We start from the raw sequence: 18,429 nt of genomic DNA on the forward strand, positions 1-18,429 counted from the left end.
CCGCCGCCGTTGCCGCCTGCGGTGTTGTCGTCGACGTGGGTCTCCTCGACCTTGAGGATGCCCTCGTTGTAGACGCCGCCGCCGTCGCCCTGGGCGTGGTTGTCGACGACCTTGCTCTCCTTGAGCCAGGTGCGGCCGTAGTTGGCGATGGCGCCGCCGTCGCCCTCGGCGTTGTTGTCGACCAGCTTGACGTTGTCCAGGTAGGCGCTGCCCCCGCGCTCGACGAGCAGCGCGCCGCCGTCACCCTCGACGCGCTTGTCGTCGTCCTTGCCGCCGTTCATGCCGCCGTCGGCGACGGGCGCGGCAGCGGCGGCAGTGGTCGCCGCGGCAGGGGCCGCGACAGCCGGGGCGGCAGCCGGGGCCGCCACCGCCGGGGCGGCGGCCGGAGCGGCGGCCGGCGGCTGGCCGCCGCCGGGAGCCCCACCACCCGGGTATTTGAACTCGTTGGCGTTGCCGCCCTTGACCGTGAGGTCCTTGAGGGTGAGGTCGCCGCCGTCGACGACGCGGAAGATGCGGAAGGTGTCTTCGGCGTCGCGCTTGATGGTGGAGTTGTTGCCCTTGATGGTGACGTCCTGCTTGATCTCGGGCAGGGCGGAGCCGAACTTGCGGTCCTTGACGCCGAGTTCGTAGGTGCAGTTCTCGGCGAGCTTCAGGGTGCCGCCGTGGTCGCGGTTGGCCAGTTCGAGGGCGTCGACCAGGGCGTCGTCGTCGCAGGCGACCTCGCGGGTCTTGCCGTGGTCGTCCTTGCCGTCCTTGCCGTCCTTGCCCTTGTCCGGGCCCCACTCCCCACGGTCGCGGCCTTCCTGGCCACGGTCCTTGCCGTCCTTGCCGTACCCGTCCTCGCCCTTCTCGCCGCCCTTCCCGCCCTCGGCGCGGGAGTCGTCACCGGCGTTCTGCGGCGCGGCGGCGTGGTTCTCCGCCACCGGTTCGGTGCCGGACTTGTCGTCGCGGGCGGCGAGACCGCCGAGTGCCGCCAGCCCGACGACGCCGGTCAGCCCGGCCACGCCGGTGGCGACCCAGAGCGCCCGCCGCCTGCTCGTCTGCGGCGGAGGCGCCATCGGAGCGCCGCCGTCGGGTGTCGTTACGTCGTTCGACATGAGAGCCCTTTCGGTTCTTCCCAAACGGGTCGCACCGCCCCAGGCCGGGCGACCAGCTACAAACCGGTTGTAGCCTCTGATCAGCACCGTATGAGAAGGTTCCTCGCGAGGAAGACGTATCCGAAAAAACTCCGCATTCCTCCCACGATCGGCGGTCCGTGACCAACCACATGAGCGGACCGGAACGGCCCAGACGGCGGCGGGCCCCACCACCGGCCGTAGAGGCGCGGTGGTGGGGCCCGCCGGAATCGCGGCCCGCGGGGATCAGCCGGGCAGGCGGGGGCCCGCCTCACGCTGCTCGGCCAGCCAGGTCTCCACCTCGGCGGAGGCGCGCGGCAGCCCGGCGGACAGGTTCACCGGGCCGTCGGAGGTGACCAGGATGTCGTCCTCGATCCGCACGCCGATGCCCCGCAGCTCCTCCGGGACCAGCTCGTCCTCCGGCTGGAAGTAGAGCCCCGGCTCGACGGTGAGCACGAACCCCTCGCCGAGCGGCCCCTCCCGGTAGGTCTCCTTGCGCGCGTTGGCGCAGTCGTGCACGTCGATGCCGAGCATGTGGCTGGTGCCGTGCAGCGTCCACCGCCGGTAGACCGTGGAGGCCGGGTCCATCGCCTCGTCCACGCTCACCGGCAGCAGCCCGAGATCCTTCAGCGCCTCGGCCAGCACCCGCATCGAGGCCAGGTGCACGTCCCGGAACGCCACGCCCGGCCGGCACATCTCGATGCCGGCCTGCTGGGCGGCGTACACCGCGTCGTATACCTGACGCTGCAACGGCGTGAACCGGCCGTCGACCGGAAGCACCCGGGTCACGTCGGCGGTGTAGAGGTTGCGGTTCTCCACGCCCATGTCCATCAGCAACAGCTCACCCGGACGGGTGGCGCCGTGGTTGTGCACCCAGTGCAGGATCGTGGCGTGCTCGCCGGCCCCGACGATCGAGCCGTAGCCGACGTCGTTGCCGTCGTGCCGGGCGCGCAGCGCGAAGACGCCTTCGAGCAGCCGCTCGGAGACCCCGCGGTCGGCCGGCAGCGCCCGTGCCACGTCCTCGAAGCCGCGCACCGTGGCGTCGCACGCCTCCTGGAGCTGCGCGATCTCCCACTCGTCCTTGACCAGCTTCAGCTCGGCGATCGTGATCGCCAGCTCCCGGTCGCGGCCGGGCTGCCCCTCGGCGCGCGCGCCGTCGTAGGGACGCACGGCCGCGTCCACCCGGGCGTCGAAGCCGCGCAGCACACGGGTACGCCCCGGCGCCAGCTCGGCCAGCGCCGCGTCCAGCTCGCTCAGGTCGGCCGTCGGCAGGCCCAGCTCGGTGGACTTCTCCCGCAGCGTCGGCCGGCGGCCCACCCACAGCTCACCGTGGCGGCTGCGGAAGAACTCGTCGGTCGCCCGGGACGAGCGGGGACGCATGAACAGCGTGGGCTCGCCGCCCGGCCGCAGCACGAGGACGCTGTCCGGCTCCAGGTCGCCGGTCAGGTACGCGAAGTCGCTGCCCGGCCGGAACCGGTGGTCGGTGTCGTTGGCGCGTACCTTCTCGTTGCCGGTGGGGATGACCAGCGTCTCGCCCGGGAAGGCCTCGGCCAGCGCGGCCCGGCGCTTGGCGTGGTTGGGCACCTCCGGGCGCGGGGTGACCGGCAGTTCGGTGTCCCGCCAGCCCTGGCGCATGAACGACAGGAACGCCTCCGGGAAATCCGGATCGTGCGACTCCGTGCCGTCCGCCGGTTCGCCCTGCCGCGTCCGCTCCTCGGTCATGATCCGCCCCTCCCTGAGCCTCGTCGCTGGTCCCGACGGTACCGCGCGCACGACAGCGGGAGGTGCCTGCGGTGCCGCGACGGTGGCTTCCGGCGCGTGGAAAGATGGCGGCCATGTGCGGACTCCTGGCCTTCTTCAGCGCGCGCGGCGACGCCGCCGCCCACCGCGACAACATCGCCGGCGCACTGGAGTGCCTGCACCACCGTGGCCCGGACGAGACAGGGGTCGAGGTGGTCGGCGACGCCTCCGGCCGGTACGCGGACGGCGTGTTCGCGCACAAGCGCCTGGCGATCATCGACGTGGCGCTGAGCCACGAGCCCCTGCCCTACGCGGGCGGGCGCTACCTGCTCACCTTCAACGGCGAGATCTACAACTACATCGAGCTGCGTGAGGAGCTGATCCGCGACTACGGCGCCCAGTTCGCCACGAACGGCGACGGCGAGGTGATCGTCGCCGGCTACCACTACTGGGGTGAGCAGGTGCTCACCAAGCTGCGCGGCATGTTCGCGTTCGTGATCTGGGACCGGCAGGAGCGGCGGGCCTTCGGCGCGCGTGACTACTTCGGCATCAAGCCGCTGCACTACCTTGAGACGCAGGACGGTCTCTACCTCGCCTCGGAGAAGAAGGCGCTGCTGCCGTTCGCGCACTCGGCGTACCAGGGCGACGCGGGCATCGACACCGCGAACCTGAGCCACTACCTGACCCTCCAGTACGTGCCGGAGCCGGGCACGCTGCACAAGGGGATCAGCCGGATCGGGTCGGGGGAGTACCTGACCTGGACCCCCGGTGGCCGGATCGAGGTGCGCCGCTGGTACCGCCCGGTGTTCCGTCCGGCCCCGGTCTCCGACGAGCAGCGGCTCTACCACGACATCCGGGAGACGCTGCGCGAGAGCGTCCGGATGCACATGCGCTCGGACGTGCCGGTCGGCTCGTTCCTGTCCAGCGGCATCGACTCCACCGCCGTGGTGGCGCTGGCCCGCGAGTTCAACCCGAACATCCTCACCTTCACCGTCGGCTACGACGTGCCCGGCTACTCCGAGATCGACGTGGCCCAGGAGTCGGCCCGGCACCTCGACGTGACCACGATCCCGACCAAGATCGGGCCGCAGGACATGATCGAGGCGCTGCCGAAGATCATCTGGCACCTGGACGACCCGGTCGCCGACCCGGCGCTGGTGCCGCTCTACTTCGTGGCGAAGAAGGCCGCCGAGCACGTCACCGTGGTGCTCTCCGGCGAGGGCGCGGACGAGTTCTTCGGCGGCTACACGATCTACCGGGAGCCACTGTCGCTCAACGCGGTCAACAGCCTGCCCGACGGCGTGCAGAAGGGTCTGCGCGCGGTGTCCAAGGCCATCCCGCAGGGGGTCAAGGGCAAGAGCTTCCTGGAGCGCGGCACGACCCCGATCGAGGAGCGCTACTACGGCAACGCCCGGATGTTCACCGAGGAGGAGAAGCAGCACCTGCTGCGCCGCTACGACCCCTCGGTGCGCTACACCGACGTGACCGCGCCGATCTACGCCGAGTGCACCGAGCTGGACGACGTCACCAAGATGCAGTACGTCGACCTCTACACCTGGCTGCGTGGCGACATCCTGGTCAAGGCCGACCGGATCTCGATGGCGCACTCGCTGGAGGTGCGGGTGCCGTTCCTGGACCGGGAGGTGTTCAACGTCGCCGCCGGCATCCCGGTCGACCTGAAGCTGCCGCCCCGCTCCGAGGCCACCAAGTACGCGATGCGCCAGGCCCTGCAGGGCGTCGTGCCGCCGGCCATCGTCAACCGCAAGAAGCTGGGCTTCCCGACCCCGACCCGGGTCTGGCTGCGCGGCGAGATGTACGAGTGGGCCCGGCACGTGCTGTCCACCTCGGGCGCCGGTGACCTGATCGACCTGTCGTACGCGCTGCGCCTGCTGGACGAGCACAAGCGGGAGGAGGCCGACCACTCCCGCAAGGTGTGGACCGTGCTGATCTTCTGCATCTGGCACGCCATCTTCGTGGCCAAGACGCTCGACCCGGGCATCCAGCGCAACCAGTCCGCGCTCCTCACCAAGCCGGTCGTCGGCAGCATGGTCCGCTGATCCCCGCGTGACGAAGGGCCCCCGGGAGCATCCGGGGGCCCTTCTCAGTGCCTGATCAGCGACCGGTGCAGGTGACAGTCGGCAGGGAGTTGGTGCCGGAGAAGTTCGCGGTGAAGCCGAACGTGGTGGTGCCCTCCGGCGGGACGCTGCCGTTGTAGGCGGCGTTGGAGACGCTCACCGACGCCCCGCTGCCGCTCAACGTGCCGTTCCACACCTGGTTGATGGTCTGGCCGCTGGGCCAGGTCCAGTTCGCGGTCCACCCGGAGTACGTCCGGGTGCTGTGGTTCATGATCGTCACTTCGCCCTGGAAGCCGCCACCCCAGGCGGTGACCACCTTGTACACCGCCATGCAGGAGCCCGACGGCATGGTCGGGCTGGTCGTCACCGGCGGAGGCGAGGTCGGCGGCGCGGTCGTCGGGGGCGCGGTCGTCGGCGGCGCGGTGGTCGGCGGCGCGGTCGTCGGGGGGTTGCTGCCGCCCGAGCCGATCCCGGTCACCTCGCCGTTACCGCCGTCGAACGTCACGTCCGAGCAGCCGAAGAAGTTCTCCTGGCTGTCCGAGCGGACCCAGCGCGAGTAGATGATGTGCCGGCCGCTCTTGTTCGACGGCAGGTTGCCGCTGAAGTAGTAGTGGCCGTCGTTGGTGCCGACAGCGCCGCGCTGCGGCGGGTTGGTCACCTGCAGGAACGGCTGCTCCTCCAGGTCGCTCCAGGCCAGCGGCCGATTCGGGCTCCAGCTGTCCTTGGTCACGTAGAAGTAGAACGTGCCCGGGTGGTGGGCCCAGTTGCTGTACCGGAACTCGATCGACCGCCCGGCCGTCAGGTGCGTGACCGGCCAGTCGGTGCGCGCCGCGTCGTACCCGCTGAAGCCGGGGTTGCCGCCGCTGCACAGCTTGCCGTCGGGGATGAACCCGACGGTCCGCCCGCCGGCGTCGGAGCGCAGCACGCTGAACCAGTTGTACAGCGAGTTCGCCCCGTTCTCGGCCACCGCCGACGAGCAGGCGGGGTTGTTCGGCCGGATCTCACCGGTTCCGGTGAGGCCGTCCTTCCAGCACAGGTAGGTGCGGGCGCCCGGCGTCATGGCCGCGCCGTGCGCGGCCGCCGGTCCGGAGTTGGTGACCAGGGCGAACGCGCCCAGGGTCAGGGTGGCGGCCGCGGTGAGCAACGCGGCCGTACGGGATCGGGTTCGGTGCACGGGGATCTCCTGACTCGCGGAGCGAGGCCCGGTTCGGCCCGCTCCGCTGGGACGAGCGGATGCGACGATCGCGGTGCCCGCGCCCGGTCGGCATGCGGCCGGGGCCGTCGACGGGCGCGCACCGTCTGCGGTCCGTTGCCCACGGACCGTGGATGCCCTCGCGTCGGCTCTACCCGGCAGCCGGCGACGCGGCAGCCCTCCCGCGTCGTCACCCGGCATCGCCATCCCACCACGTCCGGGCACGAGCCGCAATAGGTGCCGCTCGATGCCCGGGTCCGGACGCGCCGCGACCCCGGCATGCGCCAGGATCGGGGGAGGACGACGAGGGGAGCCAGGATGGGTTACGCGGTGGTGCTCGGCGAGGCGCTGGTGGACCTGCTCGACGCCGAGCACGACGGGGAACCCGTCTACCGGCAGGCGATCGGCGGCGGCCCGCTCAACGTGGCGGTGGCGATCGCCCGGCTCGGCGGGGACGCGCGGTTCGTCGGGTCGCTCGGCGACGACGCGCTGGCCGGACGGATCCGCGCCTTCCTCACCGACGTCGGCGTGGACGTGAGCGGGACGGTGACGGTGCCGGCCCCGACCGCGCTGGCGGTGGCCACGTTCGCCGGCGCGGAGCCGGACTTCCGCTTCTACGGCGAGCCCCGCTCGTACGCGCTGCTCGGCCCGGACGACCTGGACGTGGCGCTCGTCGAGGGCGCGGACGTGCTCTACTGCGGCTCGATCGTGCTGCTCGACCCGCCGGTGCTGGCCGCCGCCCGGCGCGCCTGGTCGATCGCGGGCGCGCTGCGGGTGTTCGACCCGAACGTGCGCCCCCGCCTGCTCACCGCGCCCGGCGCGCTGGACGGGCTGCGCGCGGTGGTCGCCGAGTTCGCCGCCTCCGCGCACCTGGTCAAGCTCAGCAGTGCCGACGCGCGGCTGCTCTACCCGGACGAGCCGGTCGAAGGCGTCGCCGCGTACCTGCGGGAGCTGGGCGCGAGCACCGTCGTGGTCACGCTCGGCGCGGACGGCGCCCTGGTCGCCGCCGCCGACGACGTGGTACGCGTACCCGCGCCGAAGGTGGCCGCGGTGGACGCGACAGGCGCGGGCGACTCGGTGATGGGCGCGCTGGTGGCGGACCTGCTGGCCGCCGGTGAGCCGGTCGACCCGGCCGGCTGGCGGGAGCGGGTCGCGTTCGCGCTGCGGGTGGCGGCAGTGGTGTGCGAGTCCCCGGGCGGCGCCACCGCCATGCCCACCCGCACCCGGGTGGCCGCCCGCTTCCCGTGACCCGCCCGCCCCGTGCTCAGGGGCGGGGGCGGGCCATCGTCAGGACGGCGGTCAGGGACAGGAGCGCGGCGCCGGCCAGGACCACCGCCATCGGCAGCGCGCTGCCCTCGCCGCCGAGCCCGACCAGCGGCGCGGCCAGCGCGCCCACCACCGACTGGATGCCGCCCATCAGCGCGGCGGCGGTGCCCGCGTGCCGGGCGTGCGCGTCCAGCGCCAGCGCGGTGCTGTTCGGCATCACCATGCCGAGCGAGCCGACGAAGGCGAACAGCGCCACCGCCGTCACGGCCAGGCTGCCGGCCAGCGCGCCGGTCAGCACGCCGACCGCCGTGACCACGCCGACCACGAGCGTGGTGACCAGCAGCCGGCGCGGCGTGAACCGGTCGAGCAGCCGGGCGTTGGCCTGCCCGACCGCCACCAGGGCGAGCGCGTTGGCGCCGAAGATGACGCTGAACACCGCGGCGGAGACGCCGAAGACGTCCTGGAACACGAACGACGACCCGGAGATGTACGCGAACAGCCCGGCGAACGCGAAGCCCTGCGTCAGCGCGTACCCGAGGTAGACCCGGTCGGCGAGCAGCGACCGCATGGTCCGGACGGTGGCGCCCAGGCCGCCGGTGCTGCGGCGCTCGGCCGGCAGCGTCTCCGGCAGGCGCAGCGCGACCGCGACGGCGAGCACCGCCCCGATGACGGCGAGCGTCACGAAGACGGCCCGCCACGAGCCGAACCGCAGCACCAGGCTGCCCACGCCCGGCGCCGCCACCGGCGCCACCCCGAAGACAAGGGTGAGCCGGGAGAAGTACTTCGCGGCGTCCCGGCCGGAGTAGAGGTCGCGGACCACCGCGCGGGCGACCACCACGCCCATGCCACCGGCAACGCCCTGGGCGAACCGCGCGGCGGCCAGCAGCGGGGCGTTCGGCGCCGCGGCGCACACCAGGGCCAGCACCGTGTACGCGACCACGCCGACCAGCACCGGACGGCGGCGCCCCCAGCGGTCGCTGAGCGGACCGGTGACGAGCTGACCCAGGGCGAGACCGATCAGGCAGGTGGTCAGCGAGAGCTGGATGCCGGCCTGGTCGGCGCCGAGGTCGCGGGTCATGGCCGGGAACGCCGGCAGGTACATGTCCAGCGACAGCGGGCCGATCGCGGTGAGCGTGCCGAGCAGCACCAGCAGCGTCACGCCACCGGTGGTGGCCGTGGTGCGGTCGGCGGTCGGGCGCGCGGCGGCCGGCGCGGCGTTGCTCACGAGTGGGTCCCCCCTGGATCCGGTGCGTCCGGGTACCTTACATCTGTAGTCAGAACTATCGCGATGTGAGGCGGGTGACCCCGTGACGGCGAACGAGCAGGTCGCGCGCGTCGGAGCGGTCGTGGGGGAGTTGCACCGCCTCCTGCGCCGCCGGACCGGGGCGCGCGTGGGACGAGACCCGCTGCCCGAGGCGCAGGTCGAGTTGCTGCTGCTGGTCCGGGAGACGCCGGGGATCAGCGGCAAGGAGGTGGCGCGGCGCCTCTGCACGGCGCCCAACACGGTGAGCACGCTGGTCCGCGACCTCGCCGACGCCGGGCTGCTGGCCCGTGACCGCGACCCCGGCGACCGCCGCGTGCTGCGGCTGCGCGTGACCGAGGCCGCCCGGGCGCGGATGGCCGACTACGAGACCAACCGGGCCGCGCTGCTCGACGAAGCACTGGCCGAGCTGGATCCGGCGGCACGGGCGGCGATCCTGGCCGCCGCCCCGCACCTCGACGCGCTGCTCGGCGCCCTGCGGGGACACGCTCGGCCGGAACCGCCCGGGCGGGCACCCGGAAACCCGGTGGCCGTCCCACCCGCCCGCCCGACATGATCACCGGATGGCGCTGCACCAGGACGAGATACCCGTGGGCGAACAGGTCGTCCGGGCACTGCTGACCGACCAGCGCCCCGAGTGGGCCGCGCTGCCGCTGACGCCGGCCGGCGCCGGGACCGACAACACGATGTACCGGCTCGGCGCCGACCTGCTCGTCCGGCTGCCCCGGACCGCGGAGAAGGCCGGCGCCCTGCGCAAGGAGCAGCTGTGGCTGCCCCGGCTCGCGCCGCTGCTGCCGTACCGGGTGCCCGAACCGGTGTACGCCGGCGTCCCGGCCGACGCCTTCCCGCTGCCGTGGTCGGTGCAGCGGTGGATACCGGGCGACGAGGTCCGGCCCGGCACGGTCGAGGACTGGGCCGCGCTCGGAGCCGACCTCGCCGTGTTCGTCCGGCGCCTGCACGCGGCCGACCTGCTCGGCGCGACCCGCGCGGGCCCGCTCAGCGGCTACCGCGGCGGCAGCCTCCACCCCTGCGACACCTGGATCTCGGCGGCGCTCGACGACTGCCGGAACCGGATCGGCGACCAGACGGACGTCGACACCCTGGTCCGGCTCTGGCGGGACGCCCTCACCCTGCCCGAACCGGCCGGCCCGCACGTCTGGCTACACGGCGACCTCAAGCCCACCAACCTGCTCGTGCGCGACGGCCGGTTGCGGGCGGTCATCGACTTCGGCGGCCTGACCGTCGGGCACCCCGACGCCGAACACGCGCCGATCTGGGACCTCCCACGGCCGGCCCGGCTCGCCTACCGGGAGGCGCTCGGCGTCGACGACGTGACCTGGGCGCGGGCCCGCGCCTGGGCGCTCGGGGTGGCGGCCAGCGGCGTCTCCTACTACTGGGACACGTTCCCGGCGTTCGTCGCCGAGTGCCGCAACCGCCTCCGCGAGATCCTGGCCGACGCCGGATGAGCCCGGCCCCCGCTCAGGCCGTTCCGTCCAGCTCCGCGTAGCCGCGGCGGGCAGCGATCAGGCCCGGCCGGGCGCCGAACGGCGACTCGGCCGCCACCCGCTCCGGCGGGGCGCTGCCGGTGTGCCCGGCGCGGATCAGCCACGCCTGCCGCGCGAGCTGCGCGTGCTGCTCGCGGACGAAGTCCACGCCGACCGGCTCGCCGTGACCCGGCACCACCACCGTCGCGGGCGTGGTCAGCCGCAGCAGGTCGGCCAGCGCGTCCGGCCACTTCAAGGGGTACGACTCCTCGAACGCCGGTGGCCCGCTCTGCTCCACCAGGTCGCCCGCGACCAGCACGTCCGCATCCGGCACGTGCACCACCAGGTCGGCGTCGGTGTGCCCGTGCCCGGGATGGCGCAGCACCACCCGCCGGCCACCGACGTCGAGCACCGTCTCCTCGTGCACCTCGTGCGTCGGCGGCCGCAGCTCGGTGTGCGCCAGTTCCTCGGCCAGGGCCGGATGCCCGGCGCGCATCTCCTCGTACGCGGCGCGGCGCACCGCGTCGGACCGGTCCCGCAGCGCCGCCGCGGCCTGTGCCTGCGCGTAGATCGCGGTCTCCGGCCCGGCGAGCGTGGCGTTGCCGAAGCAGTGGTCGAAATGGTGGTGCGTGTTCACGATCGTCCACGGGTACGGCGTGACCGCCCGCGCCGCCTCCGCCAGATCCCGGGCCTGCCCGGCGGTGGAGAGCGTGTCCACGAGCAGCGCCGCGCCGTCACCGACCACCAGCACGACGTTCACCGCGAGCACCGGCTCACGTCTCACGTGCACCCCGGCGGCGACCTCCGTGAAAACGGCGGTCATGACTGGCGCACGGCCCGCTCGACGAAGCGCTGCCGGTCGACCAGCGCCCGCTCGACGCGCCCCTGCGCCGCCACGGTGGGCCCGTCGGTGACTGTCACGTCGAACACGAGGCGCTTCCCGTCGACCTTCACCAGCTCGGCGTGGGCGGTCACGGTCCGGCCGACCGGCGTGGCCGCACGGTGCTCCAGCTCCACCCGTACGCCCACGGTGGTGGACCCGGACGGCATCCGGGTCCCGGTGGCGGCCACCGTCGCCGCCTCGGCCAGCGCCAGCACCCGGGGTGTGCCGAGCACCGGCACGTCCCCGGAGCCGACCGCCTGGGCGGTGTCGGCGTCGGTCACTGTCAGCTCGACCCGGGCGGTCAGGCCCGGCGTGAAGGGCGACTCCGGCTGCTCCTGCATGCGGCCGAGCCTAGTGCAGCCGACCCGTGGCCGTCCGGCGTCCGAGCCGCCGCCGGCCCGGTCACCGCCCGCCCGCAGGCCCGCCGGTCGCCCGCCGCTAACCTTGTCCGCGATGGCCGAGCTGACACAATCTCCGACCCCCGCCCCCGACGCGACCACCGAGTCGCCCGACGGTGGGCGCCGCCGTGTGATCGCGATGACCATCTGGGGCGTCGCGTTCGTCGTCGCCTGGCTCGCCATCGGCCTGCCCACCGACCCGGCGTACGCGTTCCTCTGGATCTGGGCCGGCACGGTCGCGTGGAACTCGGCCCGCCCGTGGCGCAGCCACCTGCAGTTCGCCCGGGACTGGATCCCGGTGGTGCTGCTGCTCGCCGCGTACAACCTGTCCCGGGGGTTCGCCGACAACGGCGCCACCCCGCACGCGATGGAGCTGATCGTCGCCGACCGCTTCCTCACCGGCTGGCTCACCGGCGGCGAGGTGCCGACGATCTGGCTCCAGGAGCGCCTGTACGACGCGTCCGAGGTGCGCTGGTGGGACGTGCTGGTGAGCTGGATCTACTTCTCGCACTTCGTGGCGACGTTCGCCGCCGCGGCCGTGCTGTGGATGCGTAACCGGCGGCGCTGGATCGCGTACATGTCGCGCTGGGGTTTCCTGTGCGCGGCCGGACTTGTCACCTACTTCGCCTACCCGGCCGCGCCGCCGTGGTGGGCGGCGCAGAACGGCCTGCTGACCGAGGTCGCGCGGATCTCCACCCGGGGTTGGAAGGAGATCGGCATGCACGGCGCGGGCAACCTGCTCAACGCCGGGCAGATCGCCTCCAACCCGGTGGCCGCGATGCCGTCGCTGCACACCGCGTTCGCGCTGTTCGTGGTGCTGTTCTTCATGCGCTCGGTGCGTAAGCGCTGGTGGCCGCTGATGCTCGCGTACCCGCTGGCCATGACGTTCACGCTGATGTACAGCGGTGAGCACTACCTGATCGACGTGCTCGTCGGCTGGGCGTACGTGGGCATGACGTTCCTGGTGGTCGGCCTGGCCGAGCGCTGGTGGGCGGCGCGGCGGGCCCGGCGTGCCGGCGAGCCCGCCGCCGCCGCGGGCGCCCCGCCCGCCGACGACGACACCGCTGCCGACACCACGGACCGGGTGGCCGGCGACCGGGACGCGGTGCCCGCCGAGCGCCGGTAGACCGTCGGCGCGGTCCGCCGTCCCGGCTGCCGGTCGGCTTCCGTGACAGCGGACCGGCCGCCGCGCCCACAGCCGCCCGGCAGCCGGCGGGTCAGCGGTCGCTGTCGGTCCGGCGGGCGGCGCGCGAGCGCTCGGTCAGCTCCGCGGCCAGCTCCCACGCGTCGGCCAGATCCCGGTCGACGGCCGCCGCCCCGGCCCCACCGGCGGTGTCCGCGTGCACGGTGGCCAGCCGCAGCAGCCGCTGCACCGGACCGCGGGTGACGCGCACGCTCTGGATCCGGGCGTACGGGACCAGCGTCAACTGCCTGGTCAGCAGCCCGGAGCGGGCCACGAAGACCTGCTCGTCGAGGCCGGCGCCGACCACCTTGCGGCTCAGCGGGCGCAGCCACCGGGCCCGCGACGGGGGCGGCGTGGCGGGCAGCGCGTCCAGATGTACGCCGGGCAGCACCTCCGCCACGATCATCGCGCCGGTGCCCGCGTCGCCGACCGGCAGCAGCCGGTCGGGGCGGTTGCGGTCGTCCGGCTCACCGGTCGAGTAGCCGGCCACCTCCAGCCGCAGCCGCAGCCACCCCTTCATCCGCCAGAGCAGCGGCCAGGTCGCCCGTACGGTCTGCACCCGGTGCAGCGGCACGGTCTGCACCCGCGTCTCCAGCAGGCCGTTGTGCACGCGCAGCGTGCCGTCGTCCCGGTCGAGCCGGAAGCTCCAGTCGTCGAGCACCCGGCGGATCGGTTGCAGCACCACGCCGGCCATCGCGGTGAGCGTGCTCGCCACCGCGACGAACGACCACGAGCCCTCGGAGAGGAACTGGGCGCCGACGAACACCAGGCCCAGCGGCAGCAGGAACGCCTGCGGCGTGAGCAACTGGCTGATCAGCAGGTCCTGGTTGCGGACGGCGTGCAGCCGGCGCTCTTCCGGCAGGGGCGTGACCGGCGCGCCGGGCTCGGCCGCCGGAACCGGCGCCGGGGCGGAGCGACCGGCCACCGCGAGCAGCCGCTGCCGCAACGCGGTGGCCTCGGCCACGCTGAGGTACGCCAGCGGCGCCTCGGTCTTGCCCCCGCCGACCACCTCCAGCCGCAGCTCGGCCAGGCCGGTGAGCTGGGCCAGCAGGGGCCGGACCACCTCCACCGCCTGCAGCCGCTCCAGCGGGATGGCCCGGGTACGCCGCCACAGCAGACCCTCGTACACGCGCAGCTCGCGGCCCACCAGGTGGTAGCCGGTGTTCCACCAGCTCACCACCGACAGCACCGTGGCGCCGAGCACGAAGACGGTGACCAGCACCGCGAACCAGCCGAACCCGACGCGCGAGAGCGTCGACCAGGAGAGCCCGGCGATCACCACGACCAGCGACTTCGCGCCGTGCAGTGCCGGGCTGAGCGGGTGCAGCCGCTGCCGTGGCTCCTCGCCGGCGGCGGGCGGCCCGGCCGCCGGCCCCCACGGTCCCGGGTACGGCGGAAGCGGCGCGGGCCACGGCCCGGGCGCCGCGTCGGGGCCGGGCGGCGGGCCGTATCCGGGTGCCGCCGCCGAGCCGGGCGGTCCATGGCCGGGTGGCGGTGCGTACCCGGGAGGCGGTCCGTATTCGGACGGTGGCCCGTATTCGGGCGGTGGCCCGTAGCCGGGCGGTGGCCCATAGCCGGGCGGTGGGCCGTATCCGGACGGCGCTGCGGGCGGGCCGTCACCCGGCGCGGGCGGCCACGGATGCCCGTTGGCCGGCTGCCCCGGCGCGGGAGGCTGTCCCGGCGCGGGCGGGCCGGGCGGCGCGGGTGGGCCGGGGGTCGGGTCGGGCCGGTCGTCGTGGGGCGGCGGGGCGCCGGAGTCGCTCCGTTCGCTCACAGGCCCTCCGCCCGGTCCTCGCCCAGCGCGGTGAGCCGGTCGCGCAGCCGGGACGCCTCGGCCGGACGCAGCCCGGGCACGCGGGCGTCGCTCGCGGCCGCCGCCGTATGCAATTGCACGGTGGCGAGGTCGAAGGCGCGCTCCAGCGGACCCGCGCTCACATCGACGAACTGCATCCGCGAGTACGGCACGATGGACAGCCGCCGCACCAGCAGGCCGTGCCGCACGAGCAGATCGTCGTCGCGCTCGGCGTACCCCCAGGCGCGGACGGCGCGCACGATGGTGATCGACCGCCAGACGCCCAGCAGCAGCGCCCCGCCGACGGCGGCGCCGAGCAGCCAGTGCCCGGCCAGCGCCCAGGCCACGCCGAGCACCACGAGCGCCACCGCCAGCCCGATGCCGAGCCGGATCAGCTCCACCCAGATCAGGTCGCGCGAGATCGGCTGCCAGCGGACCGTGTCCGGCCAGGGCTCCAACGCGCTGCGCGAGGCGGGCGGGAGGCCGGCGGGGCCGTCACCGCTCATCGGGAGGACCTGCCGTGCTCGCCGCCGGTACGGGCTCGGATCATCTGCTCGCTCACGCTTCGAGCGTAGGCGATCAGGGCAGCGGGACCACCTCGCGGAGGAAGCCGCGTGCGTCGAGGAAGTCACCGAGGGAGCCCCGATGCTCCGGGCAGGCCAGCCAGGTCTTGCGCCGGTCGGGCGCGTGCAGGCGGGGATTGTGCCAGCGGAGCTGATAGGCGGCGGGCGCGCGACACCCCCGCGCCGAGCAGATCAGCGTCTCGTCCGGGGTGGTGGGAGTCGTCACCGGGCGAGTCTAGAGGCCGCACACCGGGAGTTTTAGCGCCGGGCGGCCACGGGGGGAGCCGCCCGGCGACGGGGTGAATCGTACACACTGCGGACCCCTTGTTGTCCACCCGTGTTCAGCGTTTCCCGTGCGGCGGGACGGCGTGGACGGACGGCCGGGCGAAAATCGTGCCTCTCCCGCCCTCGGCTCTCAGCGAGGCATGACAGTCTTGATACGCACCACGCCGCGACGACGACCCTGCTGTGGAGGACCGGTGGCCCAGCCGACCACACCCGACGTGCCGAACCCGACCGAGGTGGCGCCGGACACGCCGCCCCCGGCGGGCACCACCCCGGCTCAGGACGCCACGCTGCTGGAGCGGGCGCTGTTCGAGACCAAGCGGGTGATCGTCGGCCAGGACCGGATGGTCGAGCGGATGTTCGTCGCGCTGCTCGCCCGGGGCCACTGCCTGCTGGAGGGCGTGCCGGGCGTGGCCAAGACGCTCGCCGTGGAGACGCTGGCCCGGGTCGTCGGCGGCTCGTTCGCCCGGGTCCAGTTCACCCCCGACCTGGTGCCCGCCGACATCATGGGCACCCGGATCTACCGGCAGTCCAGCGAGAAGTTCGACGTCGAGCTGGGCCCGGTCTTCGTCAACTTCCTGCTCGCCGACGAGATCAACCGCGCGCCGGCCAAGGTGCAGTCGGCGCTGCTGGAGGTGATGAGCGAGCGGCAGGTCTCCATCGGCGGCGAGAGCCACCGGGTGCCCGACCCCTTCCTGGTCATGGCCACCCAGAACCCGATCGAGCAGGAGGGCGTCTACCCGCTGCCGGAGGCGCAGCGGGACCGGTTCCTGATGAAGATCGTCGTGGGATACCCGACGGACGCCGAGGAGCGCGAGATCGTCTACCGGATGGGCGTCGCCCCGCCCGAGCCGGCCCGCGTGTTCGACACCCCGGATCTGGTCGCCCTCCAGCACAAGGCCGACCAGGTGTTCGTGCACAACGCGCTCGTCGACTACGCGGTCCGGCTGGTGCTCGCCACCCGGGCGCCGGCCGAGCACGGCATGCCCGACGTGGCCCAGCTCATCCAGTACGGCGCCAGCCCGCGCGCGTCGCTCGGCCTGGTCCGGGCCACCCGCGCGCTGGCGCTGCTGCGGGGCCGGGACTATGCGCTGCCGCAGGACGTGCAGGACATCGCGCCGGACATCCTGCGCCACCGGCTGGTGCTCAGCTACGACGCGCTCGCCGACGACGTACCGGCCGACCACATCGTGCACCGGGTGATGTCGACCATCCCGCTGCCCGCCGTCGCGCCCCGCCAGCAGGCCACACCACCGCCGCCGGCCGTGCCGCACAACGGGTGGCCCGGGCAGCGGCCGTGACCCCGCCCACCCGGCTGAGCGCCACCGGCGACCGCTCGGGGGCCGCGCTGGCCCGGCTCCAGCTCATGGTCACCCGCAAGCTGGACGGGCTGCTCCAGGGCGACTACGCCGGGCTGCTGCCCGGCCCGGGCAGCGAGGCGGGGGAGTCCCGGGAGTACCGGCCCGGCGACGACGTGCGCCGGATGGACTGGCCGGTCACCGCCCGCACCACGATGCCGCACGTGCGGCGTACGGTGGCCGACCGCGAACTGGAGACCTGGCTGGCCGTCGACATGTCGGCCAGCCTGGACTTCGGCACCGGGCGGTGGCTCAAGCGGGACGTGGCAGTGGCCGCGGTGGCCGCGCTGGCCCACCTGACCGTGCGGGGCGGCAACCGGATCGGCGCGGTGGTGGGCACCGGCGGGCCGGGCACGATGCTGCGGCTGCCCGCCCGCTCCGGCCGCAAGGAGGCCCAAGGGCTGCTGCGGGCGGTCGCCGGCGCCGAGGTCCGGCCCGGCCGCAGCGACCTCGGCGCGCTCGTCGACACGCTCAACCGGCCGCCCCGGCGACGCGGCGTGGCGGTGGTGATCTCCGACTTCCTCGCGCCGCCGCAGCAGTGGGGCCGGCCGCTGCGTAAGCTGCGGGTCCGCCACGACGTGCTGGCCGTCGAGGTGGTCGATCCGCGGGAACTGGAACTGCCCGACGTGGGGGTGCTGCCGGTGGTGGACCCGGAGAGCGGGGAACTGCATGAGGTGCAGACCGCCGACCCGGGCCTGCGCCGCCGGTACGCCGAGGCGGCGGCCGCCCAGCGCGGGGCGATCGCCGCCGAGCTGCGCGCCGCGGGCGCGGCCCACCTGCGCCTGCGTACCGACCGAGACTGGCTGCTGGACATGGTGCGTTTCGTCGCCGCGCAGCGGCACGCCCGCACCCGAGGGACGACTCGATGATCCGTTTTCTGCAACCGTGGTGGCTGCTCGCCGTGCTGCCGGTGCTCGCCCTCGCCGCCGCGTACGTCTGGCGGCAACTGCACCGCCGGCAGTACGCGCTGCGGTTCACCAACGTCGACCTGCTGCGTACCGTCGCGCCGAAGGGGCTGGGCTGGCGGCGGCACATCGCGGCGACCGCGTTCCTGCTCTGCCTGCTGGTGCTGGCGACCGGGCTGGCCCGGCCGGCGATCGACACCCGGGAGCCGCTGGAGCGGGCCACGGTGATGCTCGCCATCGACGTGTCGTTGTCGATGCAGGCCGACGACGTGTCGCCGAACCGCCTGGAGGCGGCGCAGGAGGCGGCCAAGCAGTTCGTCGGCGAGCTGCCGGAGAGCTACAACCTGGGGCTCGTCTCGTTCGCCAAGTCGGCGAACGTGCTGGTGCCGCCGACCAAGGACCGGGCCGCCGTCACCACCGCGATCGACGGGCTGGTGCTGGCCGAGGCGACCGCCACCGGCGAGGCGGTCTTCACCTGCCTGGAGTCGATCCGCTCGGTGCCGGCCGACGGCGCCGCCGGCATCCCGCCGGCCCGGATCGTGCTGCTGTCCGACGGCTACCGCACGTCGGGCCGCTCGGTGGAGGAGGCCGCCGCGGCGGCGCAGGCGGCGAACGTGCCGGTGTCCACCATCGCGTTCGGCACCGACTCGGGGCAGGTCGACATCGGCGGGCAGCTCCAGCGGGTGCCGGTGGACCGTACCGCGCTGTCCCAGCTCGCGGAGACCACGCAGGGCTTCTTCTACGAGGCCGCGTCGGCGAGCGAGCTGAAGCAGGTCTACCAGGACATGGGCAGCTCGATCGGCTACCGGACCGAGCCGCGCGAGATCACCCAGTGGTACGCGGGGATCGCGCTGCTGCTGGCCCTGTGCGCGGGCGGGCTGAGTCTGCTCTGGACGTCCCGGCTGGTCTGAGCCGGAACCGGCCGGCGG

16 protein-coding genes and 1 pseudogene are annotated in these 18,429 nt (G+C 73.9%); 8 read left to right on the forward strand and 9 right to left on the reverse strand.

Translation table 11 applies throughout. The features are described 5' to 3' along the window. Both GA0070562_RS27550 and GA0070562_RS27555 read right to left on the reverse strand, forming a co-directional pair. Nucleotides 1-1,097: pseudogene (locus GA0070562_RS27550) on the reverse strand (hypothetical protein); the annotation flags it as partial. A gap of 264 nt (nucleotides 1,098-1,361) precedes the next feature. Further along, nucleotides 1,362-2,837, reverse strand: coding sequence for an aminopeptidase P family protein (locus tag GA0070562_RS27555; RefSeq protein WP_091427392.1), 1,476 nt, complete (start codon nucleotides 2,835-2,837; stop codon nucleotides 1,362-1,364). Between the two features lie 113 nt (nucleotides 2,838-2,950). Between GA0070562_RS27555 and asnB the strand changes: the two genes are divergently transcribed. After that, a complete protein-coding gene (gene asnB / locus GA0070562_RS27560) occupies nucleotides 2,951-4,912 on the forward strand; it encodes an asparagine synthase (glutamine-hydrolyzing) (protein WP_091427393.1) in 1,962 nt (653 codons plus the stop codon). Nucleotides 4,913-4,967: 55 nt separating this feature from the next. Here asnB and GA0070562_RS27565 read toward each other — a convergent pair whose 3' ends face one another. Continuing rightward, nucleotides 4,968-6,104 carry a lytic polysaccharide monooxygenase auxiliary activity family 9 protein gene (locus GA0070562_RS27565; RefSeq protein ID WP_091427395.1) on the reverse strand — a complete coding sequence of 379 codons (1,137 nt, stop codon included), beginning with the start codon at nucleotides 6,102-6,104 and terminating at the stop codon, nucleotides 4,968-4,970. A 336-nt stretch (nucleotides 6,105-6,440) separates the two neighbouring features. Between GA0070562_RS27565 and GA0070562_RS27570 the strand changes: the two genes are divergently transcribed. Next, a complete protein-coding gene (locus GA0070562_RS27570; RefSeq protein ID WP_091427397.1) occupies nucleotides 6,441-7,370 on the forward strand; it encodes a carbohydrate kinase family protein in 930 nt (309 codons plus the stop codon). 16 nt (nucleotides 7,371-7,386) lie between these two features. On the opposite strand, the gene GA0070562_RS27575 is transcribed toward GA0070562_RS27570, so the two are convergent. Then, nucleotides 7,387-8,613 carry a multidrug effflux MFS transporter gene (locus tag GA0070562_RS27575; RefSeq protein ID WP_091427398.1) on the reverse strand — a complete coding sequence of 409 codons (1,227 nt, stop codon included), beginning with the start codon at nucleotides 8,611-8,613 and terminating at the stop codon, nucleotides 7,387-7,389. A gap of 82 nt (nucleotides 8,614-8,695) precedes the next feature. Here GA0070562_RS27575 and GA0070562_RS27580 point away from each other — a divergent pair, with 82 nt between their 5' ends. Beyond that, on the forward strand, nucleotides 8,696-9,205 hold the full coding sequence (locus tag GA0070562_RS27580) for a MarR family winged helix-turn-helix transcriptional regulator (RefSeq protein WP_091427400.1): 510 nt from the start codon (nucleotides 8,696-8,698) through the stop codon (nucleotides 9,203-9,205). A gap of 7 nt (nucleotides 9,206-9,212) precedes the next feature. After that, entirely contained in the window at nucleotides 9,213-10,115 is a 903-nt protein-coding gene (locus GA0070562_RS27585) for an aminoglycoside phosphotransferase family protein (protein ID WP_091427401.1), read from the forward strand. 13 nt (nucleotides 10,116-10,128) lie between these two features. Here GA0070562_RS27585 and GA0070562_RS27590 read toward each other — a convergent pair whose 3' ends face one another. Both GA0070562_RS27590 and GA0070562_RS27595 read right to left on the reverse strand, forming a co-directional pair. Beyond that, nucleotides 10,129-10,956: an MBL fold metallo-hydrolase gene (locus tag GA0070562_RS27590; protein WP_091427402.1), complete on the reverse strand. Its 828-nt coding sequence runs from the start codon at nucleotides 10,954-10,956 to the stop codon at nucleotides 10,129-10,131. Beyond that, entirely contained in the window at nucleotides 10,953-11,357 is a 405-nt protein-coding gene (locus GA0070562_RS27595; protein WP_091427404.1) for a thioesterase family protein, read from the reverse strand. Before GA0070562_RS27595 ends, GA0070562_RS27590 begins: the two co-directional genes overlap by 4 nt. A 112-nt stretch (nucleotides 11,358-11,469) precedes the next feature. On the opposite strand from GA0070562_RS27595, the gene GA0070562_RS27600 reads away from it, so the two are divergent. Continuing rightward, nucleotides 11,470-12,540, forward strand: coding sequence for a phosphatase PAP2 family protein (locus GA0070562_RS27600; protein ID WP_091427406.1), 1,071 nt, complete (start codon nucleotides 11,470-11,472; stop codon nucleotides 12,538-12,540). 91 nt (nucleotides 12,541-12,631) lie between these two features. Here the strand turns inward: GA0070562_RS27600 and GA0070562_RS27605 are convergent, their stop codons facing one another. From GA0070562_RS27605 to GA0070562_RS27620, 3 genes are all read right to left on the reverse strand, one after another. Further along, complete coding sequence (locus GA0070562_RS27605; RefSeq protein ID WP_091427662.1) at nucleotides 12,632-13,924, reverse strand: PH domain-containing protein; 1,293 nt, start codon at nucleotides 13,922-13,924, stop codon at nucleotides 12,632-12,634. 443 nt (nucleotides 13,925-14,367) lie between these two features. Continuing rightward, nucleotides 14,368-14,895 (reverse strand): PH domain-containing protein, encoded by a 528-nt coding sequence (locus GA0070562_RS27615; RefSeq protein ID WP_091427408.1) that lies wholly within the window; start codon nucleotides 14,893-14,895, stop codon nucleotides 14,368-14,370. Nucleotides 14,896-14,968: 73 nt separating this feature from the next. Then, the gene (locus GA0070562_RS27620; protein WP_091427410.1) at nucleotides 14,969-15,178 is read right to left on the reverse strand and encodes a hypothetical protein; all 210 of its coding nucleotides are present in this window, start codon (nucleotides 15,176-15,178) and stop codon (nucleotides 14,969-14,971) included. A 253-nt stretch (nucleotides 15,179-15,431) separates the two neighbouring features. On the opposite strand from GA0070562_RS27620, the gene GA0070562_RS27625 reads away from it, so the two are divergent. From GA0070562_RS27625 to GA0070562_RS27635, 3 genes are read left to right on the forward strand one after another with little or no spacing between them, the layout of a single operon-like run. Continuing rightward, on the forward strand, nucleotides 15,432-16,538 hold the full coding sequence (locus tag GA0070562_RS27625; RefSeq protein WP_091427411.1) for an AAA family ATPase: 1,107 nt from the start codon (nucleotides 15,432-15,434) through the stop codon (nucleotides 16,536-16,538). Continuing rightward, the gene (locus GA0070562_RS27630; protein ID WP_091427414.1) at nucleotides 16,517-17,464 is read left to right on the forward strand and encodes a DUF58 domain-containing protein; all 948 of its coding nucleotides are present in this window, start codon (nucleotides 16,517-16,519) and stop codon (nucleotides 17,462-17,464) included. The genes GA0070562_RS27625 and GA0070562_RS27630 overlap by 22 nt, the downstream gene beginning before the upstream one ends. Next, the gene (locus GA0070562_RS27635; RefSeq protein ID WP_091427416.1) at nucleotides 17,461-18,411 is read left to right on the forward strand and encodes a VWA domain-containing protein; all 951 of its coding nucleotides are present in this window, start codon (nucleotides 17,461-17,463) and stop codon (nucleotides 18,409-18,411) included. Before GA0070562_RS27630 ends, GA0070562_RS27635 begins: the two co-directional genes overlap by 4 nt. Nucleotides 18,412-18,429 lie beyond the last annotated feature (18 nt).

Origin of the sequence: Micromonospora tulbaghiae, from assembly GCF_900091605.1 — a bacterium.
In the GTDB taxonomy this organism is placed as follows: domain Bacteria; phylum Actinomycetota; class Actinomycetes; order Mycobacteriales; family Micromonosporaceae; genus Micromonospora; species Micromonospora tulbaghiae.